General features: G+C 28.1%; 14 protein-coding genes. 12 read left to right on the top strand and 2 right to left on the bottom strand.

Annotated features, from left to right (window positions below; all coding sequences use genetic code 11):
• The coding region (locus ACH2BC_RS08955; protein ID WP_395053652.1) for a carboxypeptidase-like regulatory domain-containing protein at nt 1–554 on the bottom strand (554 nt) is incomplete at its 3' end.
• Between the two features lie 294 nt (nt 555–848).
• On the opposite strand from ACH2BC_RS08955, the gene ychF reads away from it, so the two are divergent.
• The 3 genes from ychF (at nt 849) to ACH2BC_RS08940 (ending at nt 3617) form a co-directional block, all read left to right on the top strand.
• Nucleotides 849–1943 carry a redox-regulated ATPase YchF gene (ychF, locus tag ACH2BC_RS08950; protein ID WP_395053651.1) on the top strand — a complete coding sequence of 365 codons (1095 nt, stop codon included), beginning with the start codon at nt 849–851 and terminating at the stop codon, nt 1941–1943.
• Between the two features lie 319 nt (nt 1944–2262).
• Complete coding sequence (locus ACH2BC_RS08945) at nt 2263–2937, top strand: hypothetical protein (protein WP_395053650.1); 675 nt, start codon at nt 2263–2265, stop codon at nt 2935–2937.
• Complete coding sequence (locus ACH2BC_RS08940) at nt 2934–3617, top strand: TIGR02117 family protein (RefSeq protein WP_395053649.1); 684 nt, start codon at nt 2934–2936, stop codon at nt 3615–3617. The genes ACH2BC_RS08945 and ACH2BC_RS08940 overlap by 4 nt, the downstream gene beginning before the upstream one ends.
• A gap of 97 nt (nt 3618–3714) precedes the next feature.
• Here the strand turns inward: ACH2BC_RS08940 and ACH2BC_RS08935 are convergent, their stop codons facing one another.
• A complete protein-coding gene (locus tag ACH2BC_RS08935) occupies nt 3715–5127 on the bottom strand; it encodes an ATP-binding protein (protein ID WP_395053648.1) in 1413 nt (470 codons plus the stop codon).
• Nucleotides 5128–5365: 238 nt separating this feature from the next.
• On the opposite strand from ACH2BC_RS08935, the gene ACH2BC_RS08930 reads away from it, so the two are divergent.
• From ACH2BC_RS08930 to ACH2BC_RS08890, 9 genes are all read left to right on the top strand, one after another.
• On the top strand, nt 5366–7222 hold the full coding sequence (locus ACH2BC_RS08930; RefSeq protein WP_395053647.1) for a DNA topoisomerase IV subunit B: 1857 nt from the start codon (nt 5366–5368) through the stop codon (nt 7220–7222).
• 11 nt (nt 7223–7233) lie between these two features.
• Entirely contained in the window at nt 7234–8340 is a 1107-nt protein-coding gene (locus tag ACH2BC_RS08925) for a YhcG family protein (protein WP_395053646.1), read from the top strand.
• A gap of 2 nt (nt 8341–8342) precedes the next feature.
• Nucleotides 8343–9152: a hypothetical protein gene (locus ACH2BC_RS08920; RefSeq protein WP_395053645.1), complete on the top strand. Its 810-nt coding sequence runs from the start codon at nt 8343–8345 to the stop codon at nt 9150–9152.
• A 27-nt stretch (nt 9153–9179) separates the two neighbouring features.
• Nucleotides 9180–9563, top strand: a complete 384-nt coding sequence (locus ACH2BC_RS08915) for a DUF1016 N-terminal domain-containing protein (RefSeq protein WP_395053644.1) — start codon at nt 9180–9182, stop codon at nt 9561–9563.
• 214 nt (nt 9564–9777) lie between these two features.
• Complete coding sequence (locus tag ACH2BC_RS08910; protein ID WP_395053643.1) at nt 9778–11112, top strand: AAA family ATPase; 1335 nt, start codon at nt 9778–9780, stop codon at nt 11110–11112.
• Entirely contained in the window at nt 11109–12029 is a 921-nt protein-coding gene (locus ACH2BC_RS08905; protein ID WP_395053642.1) for a DUF4435 domain-containing protein, read from the top strand. Before ACH2BC_RS08910 ends, ACH2BC_RS08905 begins: the two co-directional genes overlap by 4 nt.
• 38 nt (nt 12030–12067) lie before the next feature.
• Complete coding sequence (locus ACH2BC_RS08900) at nt 12068–14788, top strand: DNA gyrase/topoisomerase IV subunit A (RefSeq protein WP_395053641.1); 2721 nt, start codon at nt 12068–12070, stop codon at nt 14786–14788.
• A 91-nt stretch (nt 14789–14879) separates the two neighbouring features.
• Complete coding sequence (locus ACH2BC_RS08895) at nt 14880–15389, top strand: antitoxin Xre/MbcA/ParS toxin-binding domain-containing protein (RefSeq protein ID WP_395053640.1); 510 nt, start codon at nt 14880–14882, stop codon at nt 15387–15389.
• 9 nt (nt 15390–15398) lie between these two features.
• A complete protein-coding gene (locus ACH2BC_RS08890) occupies nt 15399–15857 on the top strand; it encodes an RES family NAD+ phosphorylase (RefSeq protein ID WP_395053639.1) in 459 nt (152 codons plus the stop codon).

The following is a 15857-nucleotide window of genomic DNA, read 5'->3' as shown; positions in this document are numbered from 1 at the left end:
ATATTTTTTCGTTTTCCGTTTATAAGCACCAAAGTTCTACTTGGTCCCATATTACGAATTTCGTAAGGATCAAGTAAAGATGTTGCATCATTAACTGGAGTTTGCACCGTGTTAAATGATGGTATTTTGTATTGCAACGCTTTGTCAAATGTTGCTTGTCCTGTCGAATTTAAATCTTTAGCTGTTAATACATCAACTGGCAATGCAGATGTAGTGTTACTTCTTGGTGCGGTTCTTGTTCCAACTACAACTACATCGTCAAGTTTAGAGCCACCATCATCATTTAAAGTTACATTGATAACCGAACCTTCACTAGCATTTTTTTCAACTCTCTCAAATCCTACTGAGCTGAATACTAAAACAGCATTTTCTGAAACTTTAATTTTGTAATTTCCATCGAAATCGGTCGATGAACCTGTTGTTGTACCTTTTTCTTTTACGTTTACTCCAGACAAGCCTGTGCCTGAACTGTCAGAAACTTTTCCACTTATTTCATTCTGTGCGAAAAGCACCGAGAAACTTAATAGAAATAACATTAATGTAAATTTTTTCATAATTGTTTTTTTGGTTTGTTAATTTTTGGTTTATTGTTTAACGAATGTAGTAATTAAATTAACACTAACTTAACTTCTAGGTAAAATTGTTTATACTTTTATCAAATGTTCAAAATTTTATGTAAAAATGGATTACTTGTATATGTGAGAATATGAAAATTAACAATTGGTTTTGAATTTGTACGATAATTCTTTATTTGTTAATAAAAATTATTCAAGAGATTACATCAAACTTTAAACTATCATTAAATAAAACTATATTTGCACACTTTTAAAAAAATAATACACGTAATAATGAAAGCAGGAATTGTAGGATTACCAAACGTAGGAAAATCGACTTTGTTTAATTGTTTATCTAATGCAAAGGCGCAAAGTGCTAACTTTCCGTTTTGTACTATCGAACCAAATATTGGCGTTGTTAACGTTCCAGATTCAAGAATAAACAAACTCGAAGAATTGGTAAAACCAGAACGTGTGCAAATGGCAACAGTCGATATTGTTGATATTGCAGGATTGGTAAAAGGCGCAAGTAAAGGCGAAGGTCTAGGAAATCAATTTCTTGGAAACATTCGCGAGTGTAATGCAATTATTCACGTTTTGAGATGTTTTGATAATGACAATATCATTCACGTTGATGGCAATGTAAACCCAATTAGGGATAAAGAAACAATTGATATCGAATTGCAATTAAAAGATTTAGAAACGGTAGAAAAACGTTTAGAAAAAGTAAATCGTGCAGCCAAAACAGGAAATAAAGAAGCACAAGTAGAAAAAGCACTTTTAGATAGAATTCGTGAAACATTATTGCAAGCCAAATCTGCAAGAACTGTAGAACCTCAAAATCAAGATGAGATAGATTTACTTGAAGATTTTCAATTAATTACCAACAAACCAGTGCTTTATGTATGTAATGTTGACGAAACTGCTGCGGTAAATGGAAATGAGTATGTAAATCAAGTTCGCGAATTGGTAAAAGATGAAGATGCTGAAGTTATTATACTTTCCGTTGGCGCAGAAGCAGATATTACCGAGTTGGAAAGCTATGAAGAACGTCAAGTTTTTCTAGAAGATATGGGATTAAAAGAACCAGGTTCGGCAGTATTAATTCGTGCCGCTTACAAATTATTAAAACTTCAAACTTACTTCACAGCAGGCGTAAAAGAAGTTCGAGCTTGGACAATAAATGTTGGTGATACAGCACCAAAAGCGGCAGGAGTAATTCACACCGATTTCGAAAAAGGATTTATTCGTGCCGAAGTGATTGCCTTTGATGATTATTCTAACTTAGGTAGTGAAACCAAAGTAAAAGAAGCAGGAAAACTGCGTGTAGAAGGTAAAGAATACATTGTTAAAGATGGCGATGTAATGCATTTCCGTTTTAATGTGTAGTTTTAAAGTACAAAATTAGAAATACTAGATACGAAAAAATACTAAGAATAAAAAATCTGTTAAATAATTTAGCAGATTTTTTTTGTGCCTTTTCCAGCTTTACACTTCAAGATTTTCTATTAAATTATTTTTTTCTAAGCCAAAAAAGGAGCTTCTTTGGTCGCTCTTTTTCGCCAAGAAAAAATATAATTTAATATGAAAATGCTTTTCGTTTCAATCTGGGGCGAAACAACAGTCTTAAACAGTTACACATTTTTTTAAAAGTATGTTAATTTTTTTGGCACAGCATTTGAATTGAAAAAATAAACCAATCAATCCAATGAAAAAAATAACCTTACTAATTGTTGTAATAATAACAGTCATTTCGTGCAAAGAATTTAATTCCGAATCCGAACCTTTTGGAAATAATTTCTATTTCGAAAATCCACAACCAATAAACGATTCTGAATTGAGTTCAATCCCAAATAAATTTCAAGGAGTATATATTAATTCTGATTCCACTTATCTTAACATTAATAAAAATTTAATTTTTACAGAAAGTAAAACTAAATTTATGTGTCATAAAACTAAATTAGATTCTTTAAAGCAAGATTTTTATTTTGAAAATGGAAAATATATTTCTAAAGACACTAAAGATGTTTTTGACTGTAAGAAGATAGGAGATTCAGTAGAATTGTCTTATAAAGATATTGATACACTTTTCATATTTTCAAAGACTCAAAAAGCAAAAAGAATAAACGGAAACTTAACATTAAACGAAAAAGATTCTATTTTCTGGAAAATCAAGCTCATCAGTTTGAGCAAGAATCAGTTAACTATAAAATATTTTTATTCAGATAATGATTTAAAAAGAATGGATTCAATTACTAAAATTCCTTCAAAAATGATTGATTCATTGTCTTTTGTAATATCACCATCAAGAACAGAATTTAAGAAATTTAGTGAGGTTAAAGATTTTGGGTTTGATTCTAAATTTACAAAAGTTAAGAAATGAAAATTATAAATAAGAGTTTCGTAATTTTTAAAAAACTTTTTTTAGGAATTTTATTATTTCTATTTATTTATTTTCTTTGTGCCTTTTTATTTTCAAAAATAACAGTCAATTCTGATGCCGAAAACCAATCTAAAGACGTAACAATTTATATAAAAACTAATGGAGTTCATACAGATATTATTGTCCCAGTAAAAAATGAAATTAAAAACTGGAGTTCACAAATTATGTTTGAAAACACTAAATCTAAAGATACAACTGCAAAATATTTAGCTTTTGGTTGGGGTGACAAAGGTTTTTATTTAGACACTCCAGAATGGTCAGATTTAAAGGCAAGTACCGCTTTTAATGCCGCATTTGCATTAGGAAATTCTGCAATACATACCACTTTTTATAAATCTATTAAAGAAAATAACGATTGTGTAAAAATTATTATTTCGAAAGAAAATTATAAAGATTTAGTTACTTACATAGAAGATAGTTTTCAGTTTGGCAAAAACCAAAATCCAATATTTATTCCATCTACAACCTACGGAAAAAATGATAGTTTTTATGAAGCTAAAGGAAAGTATAATTTATTTCATACTTGTAATTCTTGGGCAAATAATGCATTAAAAAGTGCAAATCAAAAAGCAGCTTTTTGGACAGTAACCGATTCGGGTATTTTCTATCATTATCAGTAAATAGTTTATTTTAAACCTCGTACATCCAACTTCGTAAATCAAACCTAAAACATAATTCGCCATTTTTAACAAAAAAAGTAAAAAATGGCGAATTATGTTATTCTAAAAATAATTGATTTAAGTCTATTTCATTTGTAATTATAGAACCAGAGTATTTATTTTTTACTAATCCAAATGTAGTAATCATAGTCAAGAAAACAGTTTTTCTAGTTTTGGTAAATGCTGTAAAAGAAGCTAGTTTATTTCGTAAAACTTCATCATAACTTTTAGTAATTTCATATTGATTTATAGAATATTTTATCTCAAATAAATTAATAATTCTATCTTTTCTGTCAATAATTAAATCTATTTGAGTTCCTTTATTTTCTGTAGTTCCTTTTTTATTCCAAATTGTAGTTTCACTATAAACACCTTCAATTCCTAATGCTTTTTTTATACTTTTAGTATGATCCCAACATAGTTGTTCAAATGCTAATCCACTCCAACTTATAACTTCTGGATTGTTGCTTTTGTTTTGCCAAGAACTATTTTTAGAATTTTCTATAAATTTTAAATAAAATAAAGTATAATAATCACTAATTGCATATATTTTTTTGGCTTTATTTGCACCAAATGGAACATAAGATTTAACAAATCCACTTTCTTCTAATTCTTTAATTTTTTTAGAAATTTCTCCGCTAGAAGCAATGTTCATTTGTTTTAAAATCTCTTCTCTTGTTGCTCTTGCTCCTAATTCAAAAATAGATCGTATAATTTTTTCATGTACATCAGCATTCGTAAATAATGATGAAAACACATAGTTAAACTCGCTTCGTAATAATCCATCTTTATCAAAACATATTTTTTCAATATTTTGCGTGGCACTTAAACCTTTATTTATTTGTTCTAAATAATACGGAATTCCTCCCATAACCATATATAAATTGGCAATTTGGTATCGATCTAGTTTTATGTTTTTACTTTCTAAAAAAAGCTCTGTTTCATACAATGTAAAAGGTTCAATTTTCATTCTATGAGTAACTCTATTGTGTAATCCGCCACGATTGGCAATTAATTTATTTAGCATCCACGAAGCAGATGAACCACAAACAATAAGTTTTAAATTTTCTTGAGAACTTGCCCAGCTGTTCCAAAACCACTCTAATCCTGAAATAAATTCCGATTTTTTAGTGTCAAACCAAGGCAATTCGTCTAGAAAAATAACTCGTTTACTTTTCTTTTTTTCTAATTGATTTTTTAAAAGATAAAATGCTTCAAGCCAATTTTTAGGTGTTTCAAAATCATTATTAAAAGATTGATTTAACGCAAGTCCAAAATTAATTAATTGCGAATTTGTATTTCTATTGGCTAAACCAGTAGTATAAAATGTAAAATTATTTTTAAAATATTCTTTTATCAAGTAGGTTTTTCCAACTCTTCTTCTGCCATAAACTGCAATAAATGCTGGTTTATCATGGCCAACAATTTCTTGTAAAAGTTTTTTTTCGTTAAATCTTCCTATTAATTCCATAATCTAAATCTTTTGCCAAAAGTACAAATTATTTTTAAATATGGAAATAAATAACATACATAATCTACCATTTTTAATAAAAAAAGCAAAAAATGGCGGATTATGTATTTGATTTAGTTATTTCTCAACTTTTAAAATCCTACTTAAAATTGTCAAAAACATTCTTAATAACTTCTCAAAAACCTGTTTTTAAATCTGACTAGATTCACTATATTAGCACAAATTCGATAGTTTTAAAATGCAAGAACAAGATCAATATAACGACGATAATATTCGTTCATTAGACTGGAAAGAACACATAAGATTACGTCCTGGAATGTACATTGGTAAACTCGGCGATGGTTCGTCTCCAGATGATGGAATTTATATTTTATTAAAGGAAGTACTCGACAATTGTATTGATGAGTTCGTAATGGGCGCAGGAAAAACTATAGAAGTAACCATAAAAGACAAAATGGTAACAGTTCGCGATTATGGTCGTGGAATTCCGCTAGGTAAAGTTATTGACGTAGTTTCTAAAATGAATACTGGTGGAAAATACGATTCTAAAGCGTTTAAAAAATCGGTAGGATTAAATGGAGTTGGTACCAAAGCTGTAAATGCTTTGTCTAATTATTTTCGTGTAGAATCGGTTCGTGATAACCAACAAAAAGCAGCTGAATTTTCGGCAGGAAATTTAACTCTCGATGAAGAACTTCAAGAAAGTACCAAGCGAAAAGGAACTAAAGTATCTTTCGTTGCTGACGAATTAATTTTTAAAAATTATAAATATAGAAATGAGTATGTCATTAAAATGCTCAAGAATTATTGTTATCTAAATACTGGATTATCAATATATTATAATGGCGAAAAATACTATTCAGACAATGGATTAAAAGATTTATTAGAAGAAACAATAACTGAAGAAGATTCGGTTTACCCAATTATACATTTGCTTGGCGATGATATTGAAATTGCTTTAACACACAGTAAATCACAATATTCAGAAGAATATCATTCGTTTGTAAACGGTCAAAACACTACACAAGGTGGAACGCATTTAAATGCATTTCGTGAAGCTATTGTAAAAACCATTCGTGAGTATTATAATAAAGGTTTTGAAGCTTCGGATATTAGAAAATCTATTGTTTCTGCGGTTTCTGTTAGAGTTGAAGAGCCAGTTTTTGAAAGTCAAACTAAAACCAAATTAGGATCTACAGACATCGGACCAAAAGGACCAACAGTTCGTACATTTATTCACGATTTTATTACTACTAAACTAGATAATTTTTTACATAAAAATCCAGAAGTTGCCGACTTACTTTTGCGTAAAATTTTGCAAGCAGAACGTGAACGAAAAGAACTTTCTGGCATTAGAAAATTAGCCAAAGACAGAGCTAAAAAATCGAGTTTACACAATAAAAAATTACGCGATTGCAGAGTGCATTTGTCAGATATTAAAAACCCAAGATATCTAGAAAGTACACTTTTTATTACCGAAGGCGATTCTGCCTCAGGTTCTATAACAAAATCACGCGATGTAAATACACAAGCCGTTTTTAGTTTGCGAGGAAAACCTTTGAATTCTTATGGAATGTCTAAGAAAATCGTGTATGAAAACGAAGAGTTTAATTTGCTTCAAGCAGCATTAGACATAGAAGAATCAATGGAAGACTTGCGTTACAACAACATTGTAATTGCAACTGATGCCGATGTTGATGGAATGCATATTCGATTGTTATTGATTACTTTTTTCTTGCAGTTTTTTCCAGAATTAATAAAAGATGGACATTTGTATATTTTGCAAACACCATTATTTAGAGTAAGAAATAAAAAAGAAACTATTTATTGCTATTCTGATAAAGAGCGAGTTGATGCCATTGAAAAGTTAAAACCAAAACCAGAAATTACTCGATTTAAAGGTTTGGGAGAAATTTCTCCAGATGAATTTAAGCATTTTATTGGTGCAGATATTCGATTAGATCCAGTTATGTTGGACAAAGCGACTTCAATTGAAAAGTTGCTGGAATTTTATATGGGAAAAAACACACCAGATAGACAAGTTTTTATTATCAATAATTTGAAAGTAGAATTGGACGTAATTGAGAAGAATTAAAAATTAAAAATTTGTCAAAAGAACTTCAAAATAAAGAATTATTTCAACAAGTAGTTGTGTTATTGCAAAATGCACGACAACAAGTTTTGCGTACTGTAAATTCAACTATGACTTTTACCTATTTTGAAATAGGAAGAATGATTGTAGAAGAAGAACAAAATGGAAAAGAACGAGCAGAATATGGCAAGCAAATTTTAAAAGGACTTTCAAAGCAATTGACGAATGAGTTTGGGAAAGGATTTTCTGTAGAAAGTTTAGACAGAATGAGAAAATTTTTTAGAATATATTCAAATTCGTCATCAGTGATGAGGATTTTGGATATATTAAATTCGTCATCACTGATGACGAATTCTAATTTAGATGACTCAATACTTTTAACAACTAAATTAGATAATGCAAAAGCGCAATCACTGATTTCGTTTTTCAAACTTACTTGGACACATTATATCATTCTTATGCGTATTGATGATGAAAAAGAAAGAAGTTTCTATGAAATTGAATCAGAAAAATACAATTGGAGTGTAAGAGAATTAAAACGTCAATACGATTCGGCATTATATACAAGATTGTCGTTGAGTAGAGATAAAGAAGGCATTTTAAAACTATCTGAAAAAGGACAAATAATAGAGAAATCCAAATATATTATTAAAGATCCATACATTTTAGAATTTTTAGGATTACCAGAATTACATCACTATTCAGAATCAGAATTAGAGCAGGAAATAATCAATAAATTAGAGAATTTTCTTTTAGAATTAGGACACGGATTTGCATTTGTAGCGCGTCAACAGCGAATAACATTTGATGATAAGCATTTTAGGATTGATTTAGTTTTTTACAATCGAGTTTTAAGAAGTTTTGTTTTAATTGATTTAAAAATTGGCGAATTAAAGCACCAAGATTTAGGACAAATGCAAATGTATGTTAACTATTATGACAGAGAAATGCGATTGGAAGGAGAAAATAAAACCATCGGAAATGTAATTTGTCAAAATAAAAGCGATTTAGTTGTAGAATACACATTACCGGATAATAACGAACAAATTTTTGCTAGCAAATACAAAACTGTTTTGCCAAGTAAAGAAGATTTAACAAAATTAATTTCAGAATCTAGATAAAAATGGATTTTATTTATTTAAAAAAAGAAGGTTTATTTACTAAAAGTAAAAAGAAATTTATTGTAATAGATAAATCTATTTCCTATTATTTAAATGCATTTCCTAAAATTGATAACGATTTTACTGTTGAAGATTTAATGAATATTTTAAAAAAACATGAAACAGAGGTTGATTTTTTATTTCAATCATTTACCAAAGGATATAATTTACATCTTTACTATGAAGAGATGAATTTAGAATCATTAAATGATAATAAATCAAAAATTTCTAAATTAGAATTTTCTTGGGTAGGAGAAGTTGAAAATATAAAAGAGTTTGGAAAACCTAAATTTGAAATTTCACAATATGCTCAAGTTAATGGCAAAGTAGAGTTTGAAAAAGATTCGTATTCGTTATCATTTGTTAATTTAAATGAAATTAAGGATGCAAAGTTTAAAATAAACAAGAAAATAATATATCAATACATTGAATTTGGAAATTTGTGGGATGAAAATCGAAAAGTAACAAAAAAAACTTTTTTTAATGGAGTAAAAGAATTTACTTTTCAAGATATTATAGGTTATTTTTTAAATGAAATTACTTTTTATGGTTATCCAGAGGATGCTGATGATGAAGCTGATAAATTAGACAAAATAATTTTAAATATTGATAAATCCAAAACAACACCATTTGAGGAAATTCAACTTAAATGGAAAAAGAAATTATTTGATAATATTGATAAAAAGAAGAAAACAGAAAAGAATTTATTAAGACTAGAGAAATTAAAAAAAGAAATTGATTATTTAGAAAACAGTTTAAAAAATAAAAATTAAGTTTATAAAACGATTAATAATAAGTTAGTGCAAAACCTAGAAAATATATCAGGTCAAATTGAAAATATTCATTCTTATTTCAGCGATTATGCTAATAAGCAGGTTAATTATGCCTACACTTTACGAAATTGGATTATCGGAATGTACTTGTTTAAAATAGAACAAAAAGGTCAAGAAAGAGCAGAATATGGAGATAAATTATATAAAAATATTGCTGAAAGATTAAAAGAAGAAAAGATAAAAGGCATGTCTTTTACTTCTTTACATACTTTTAAGAAGTTTTTTCAAACTTATCCATCAATTGTTCAGTTATTACCTGAAGAATTCGTTTGGTCTGAAAATCAAATTTTTACAATTATTCAGTCAGCGACTGAACAATTTGAGTTAGTAGATTATGGAAAAAAAAGTTAAATCTATTTCCCTATAAAACACTAGTCTGTTTTTAAGCATAATTAGTTTTTCACACATTCTAGAGTTTATAAAAATTGATGATGATTTACAACGAAGCTTTTATGAAATTAAAATACTTAGAACAAACTAAATTAGTATATATAGTTTTAAACTGTAAATTTGTAAATGATTAGATTTGGTAAATTAGAAATTAATTTTTTTTAAATTAAAAGCAATGAAAAATAATTATATAAAGAGTTTTAGAGTTGAAGGATTGTTCGGCACAAACGATATTAATATCATATTTGATGAAAACAAAAAAATTCTTATTGGTGAAAATGGTTTAGGAAAAACACAAATACTAAATTTACTGTATTATACCCTTACAAGAAATTTTTTAAGATTAAATGATTTTAATTTTGAAAAATTAGTTATTGTATTTGAGAATGATGAAATTGAAATAAAAAAAGATGAAGTTAAAAAGTCAATTGAAGGACTTTATAAAGAACCTGAGATAAGAGAATTTATTAAAGAATTTGGTTATGCTCAATTTGAGTCTTTCAATAAAAAATTTAGTCAAAACAAAAGAAAATCTTATGAATTAGAGAGAATTCTTGAAGCAAATCCAAAATTTAGGAAATATCCAATTCACAGATTATTTAGATATTTTGAAGAGTTTGATAAACAGTTTAGATCTAATTCTAATTTCAAAGAATCTGATTCAAAAATTAAAAAAGTATTGGAAAAATCAGAAATTTTGTATTTTCCAACTTACCGAAGAGTTGAAGAAGATTTACATAATTTAGGATATAATGACGATGAGTTTTTGGAGGAAGAAACAACTTTGATTCAATTTGGAATGGAAGATGTTGACAAAGAATTTAAAAAATTAGAATCTAAAATTGATAGATTATTAAAAGAAGGATTGACACAATTTACTAAGGATGTATTAAATATTGTTATAGATGATAATGTTCTTGAGAAGAATTTTCTTGAAAAAACGAGCGAAGAGGATATTAATTTGATATTATCAAGAGTTGGTCCTTTGTTGTCAGATGTTCAAAAAACATCTATCAAAACCATTGTAATTGAAAAAAAAGTAAACAACCAATTATCAGTTCATTTACTTAATAAGCTAGTTGAAAGTTACGAAAAACAAAAGCCTTTGGATAAATTAATAAAGATATTTAGAGATGTATGCAACAAATACCTTGTAAATAAAGAAATTTTTTATGATGAAAGTAATATAAAAATTTTTATAAAATCTAAAATAACTAATGAGAAAATTGAACTAAAAAACCTTTCCTCTGGAGAAAAACAAATTATTTCTATCTTTTCCAAAATTTACCTCTCACCAGAAGAAAATCGTTTTATTATTTTATTTGACGAGCCAGAATTATCATTGAGTATGCTTTGGCAAAAAGAATTATTGCCAGATATTGTAAATTCTCTAAAATGTAATTTTTTATTAGCAGTTACGCATTCACCTTTCATTTTTGATAATGAATTGAATAAATATGCTGTTGGTTTAAATGAATATTTCTCACTTTCAAAAAATATTTCAAAATGAGTTTAGGAGTTGAGCAAATGAGAAAAAGCATTACGGAACCTGTAGTAGCTTATACTGAATTTATGACATCTACAGCAAAATTACCAAATCATTTATTTTGTTTTTTTGAAGGTAAAGATAACCCTTATTATGTTCCAAGAATTAAAAAATACACTGCCAATTTTCATCCTATAAAATGTGGAGGAAGATCAAAAGTATTAGAGGTTTACAAATTGATAAAAAATCAAGAAGTTTATAAGAAATATAAAAAAGCTTTTTTTATCGATAGAGATTTCAATGAAACTTTGTACTTGCAAAATCCTCCTATATATGAAACTCCTTGTTATTCTATTGAGAATTTATATGTTTCCATATCTGTTTTTAAAGAAATTTTGAGTAATGAATTTCATTTATCAGAAACAACAAGTACTTTATTTGAAAAATATTCTGATATTTATATAAATAGACAAAAAGAGTTTCATTCAGCAATTTTATTATTCAATGCTTGGTACGCTTGTTTGATAAATATTAGAAACAATGATAATATTCAAACAGGAGTTCAACTTAACGATAAATTACACAAAGGATTGATTCAAATTTCAATTAATGAAATTATACAAAGTTATAGTTTTCAAGATTTGAGAGATAAGTTTTTAAATGCGCCTGAAATTTCTCAAGAAATTTTAAATCTTAAAATTGAAGAATTTAAAAATAGCGATACTACAAAAATATTTAGAGGTAAATATGAAATGGAATTTTTAATCAAGTTTATTGAATTAATGATTGAAGATTCTAGAGTTACTGATGAAGTTTTGAACTTTTCATTTAATGGTGCTTTAAATAATGTTAGGGCTATTTCTGTTTTTAGCGCTTATGCTGAAACTCCTGAAAGTTTAAATGATTATTTAGAAGAGGTTACAGGATATTTATTAGAATAGATTGAACTTTAAAATAGTGTTCGAATATTTAACAAACTATGAAAGACGAAGAAGAAGACAACATTATCCCAAACGAAGACGAATTTAACGAAGAGTTAAACGAAGCAACGAATGATGACGCAATTGAAGAAGGTTTCGAAGACATAAAATCGTCTAGCGGAAATCATTTTTATGACCATCAAGAAAATCCAGAAGATACCATTACCAAAGTTACAGGAATGTACAAAGATTGGTTTTTGGATTATGCTTCCTATGTAATTTTGGAACGTGCGGTGCCAGCAATTGAAGACGGTTTTAAACCTGTTCAACGACGTATTATGCACTCAATGAAAGAGTTAGACGATGGTCGTTATAACAAAGTTGCCAATATTGTTGGGCACACAATGCAGTATCATCCTCATGGTGATGCTAGTATTGGCGATGCAATGGTGCAAATTGGTCAGAAGGATTTGATTATTGATATGCAAGGAAACTGGGGAAATATTTTAACCGGTGATAATGCTGCAGCATCAAGATATATTGAAGCGAGAATTAGTAAATTTGGTCACGATGTTTTATTCTCACCAAAAATTACAGAATGGGGAGTTTCTTATGATGGTAGAAGAGCTGAACCAGTAAATCTTCCTGTGAAATTTCCGTTACTTTTGGCACAAGGTGCAGAAGGAATTGCTGTTGGACTTTCTACAAAAATTTTACCTCATAATTTTAATGAATTAATAGATTCATCAATAAAAATATTAAAAGGAAAACCATTTACTCTTTATCCAGATTTTTTAACTGCCGGAATTGCAGATGTTTCTAATTACAATGATGGTGTTCGTGGTGGAAGAGTTCGCGTTAGAGCAAAAATAACTCAGTTTGATAAACTAACATTAATAATTACTCAAATTCCGTTTTCTACAAATACATCTACTTTAATTGATAGTATTTTAAAAGCCAACGAAAAAGGTAAAATTAAAATTAAGAAAATTGAAGACAATACTGCTGCCGAGGTTGAAATTTTAATTCATCTTTATCCAGGTGTTTCACCAGATAAAATGATTGATGCTTTGTATGCTTTTACAGCTTGCGAAACTTCGGTTGCGCCTTTGGGTTGTGTAATTGAAGATAATAAACCATTGTTTGTTGGCGTTTCTGAAATGTTGAAAATTTCAACAAACAGAACAGTTGATTTACTAAAACGTGAGTTGGAAATTCAATTGGCAGAATTAGAAAACAAATGGCATTTTTCAACACTTGAAAAGATTTTTATTCGCGAAGAAATGTATATTGATTTCAAATTATACAGCGATAGAGAAACACTTTATGAATATTTGTACAAGAAATTTGAACCATTTAAAAAATCATTTGTTAGGGAAATTCATGACGAAGATTTGAATAAACTAACTCAAATTCCTATGATTCGTATTACACGATTCGATTCTGATAAAGCTGATGATGGAATTGCAAAGTTAGAAGAAGAAATGGAACAAGTGAAACATCATTTGGCAAATATAATTGATTTTACAATTGATTTTTTTCAAAAGTTGAAAGATAAATACGGAAAAGGTAGAGAACGCCAAACAGAATTACGAAGTTTTGATACTATTGAAGCTACAAAGGTGGTTTTAAGAAATACAAAACTATATGTAAATATGGAAGAAGGTTTCTTGGGAACAGGATTGAAAAAAGACCAATACGTTGCTGATTGTTCTGATATTGATGATGTAATAGTTTTTCTTCGTGATGGAAAAATGATGATTACTAAAGTTGATGAAAAGAAATTTATAGGAAAAGACATTATTCATATTGCAGTTTTTGATAAAAATGACAAGCGAACCATTTACAATATGATGTATCGCGACGGAAAAAATGGTTCTACATTTATAAAACGTTTTAATGTATCTGGTGTAACTCGTGATAAATTTTACGATTTAACTCAAGAAAAAGCAGGTTCGCAAACCTTATATTTCTCTGCAAATCCTAATGGTGAAGCTGAGGTTGTTACTATTTTATTACGTCAAGTAGGAAGCGTTAAAAAGTTAAAATGGGATTTAGATTTTACAGATATAGCCATTAAAGGAAGAGCTTCTAGAGGAAACACAGTAACCAAATATCCAATTAAGAAAATTGAACTAAAAGAAAAAGGAATTTCTACTTTGCGTCCGAGAAAAGTTTGGTTTGATGACACAGTTCAAAAATTAAATGTAGATGGAAGAGGCGAGTTGCTTGGCGAGTTTAGACCAAATGATAGATTATTAATTATCAATCAAAGTGGAAAACTAAAAACTATAATTCCAGAATTAACAACTCATTTCGATGAAGATATGATAGTTTTAGAAAAATGGAATCCTAAAAAACCAATTTCTACAATTTATTATGATGGCGAAAAAGATCGTTATTTTGTTAAACGTTTCTTGGTAGAAAATGAAAATAAAGACGAAGTTTTTATAACAGAACATGAAAAATCGCAATTGGAAATAGTTTCAACTGATTGGCGACCAATGGCTGAAATAGTTTTTACCAAAATAAAAGGCGTTCAAAAAGAAAACCAAACCATAAATATGGAAGAGTTTATTGCTGTTAAAGGTATAAAAGCTCTTGGAAATCAATTAACTGCTGATAAATTGAAACAAGTAAATCTTTTAGAATCATTGCCTTTTGAAGAACCAGAAGAGGAAATAATTGAAGAAATAGAAGTTGCTGGCGAAGATAATGTAAGTGAAGATATTCAAACAGAAACTGGCGATGATGGTCAAATAGGGTTGAGTTTTGAGTAATTTTTATTTTAAATAAAAATAAATTATAAAAAGTTTTTTACTTTAAGTAATTTAGTATAATTTTATACTTTATTTATAAGTAAACTATACTATGGCGAAATATAAAATTAATAAAAACGAGAATCTTTCAATTGTTAGTGAACCTACTGTAGCATATGGTGGCTATGATACGCCTAGATTTTCTAAGTCAATATTGTATGGAAATTCTATAAAAGTTCCAGAGTATCAAATGGTTTCTTTTGATAAAATGAAAATTTTAAAAGCTGGACTAACTAAAGTGAATTTAGAAAAATTAAAACAAAGAGCTTCATTAGATTATGATAAATTGTCTAAGGCATTATCTGTTACAAGAGCTACTTTAATTAATAATAAAGGTACAGAAAAATACAGCAACACAGTTTCTGAAAGAATTTTAGCATTAAGTGATTTATATTCTTATGGTTACAAAGTATTTGAAGATGAAGTCAAATTTAATGATTGGATGTTTAAGCCAAATAAAGCATTATGTAATAAAATTCCGTACGATATAGTTGATAATCAATTTGGTAGAGAGGAAATTAAAAATTTAATTGGAAGAATAGAATACGGTGTTTACTCTTAATTTATTGTAATGGTAGTATTTAGAGTAGGTAAAACAGAATATTGTAACGATTTACTTGGTGAAGGCGCAAGATTATTTGGAGGAAGATGGAATCTTGTTGGTGTTGCTTGTTTATATACCTCTTCAAGTCGTGCGTTGTCTGTATTAGAATATTCGGTTAATTTAAATGCTTATGAAATTCCAAAATTGTTAAGTTTTACTTTAATAGAAATTCCAGATAATGAAATTTATGAGGTTAATATTAAAGATCTTCCAGATGGATGGAATTCTTTTCCTGTTCCTACAATTTCAAGACTATTTGGAAGTACTTTATTAACCGGAAGTAATAAAGCAATTATTAAAATTCCGTCTACTATAATTACCAAAGAATTTAATTATTTACTAAATCCATATCATAAAGAGAGTTATAAATTTAAAATAGTTGAAATTGAAGACTTTGTTTATGATGATAGGATTAAAGCATTGTAA

Source organism: Flavobacterium sp., assembly GCF_043760115.1.
Classification (GTDB): Bacteria; Bacteroidota; Bacteroidia; order Flavobacteriales; family Flavobacteriaceae; genus Flavobacterium.
Note: the sequence above shows the minus strand (reverse complement) of the source record. Positions and strands in the feature narration are given on the sequence as shown.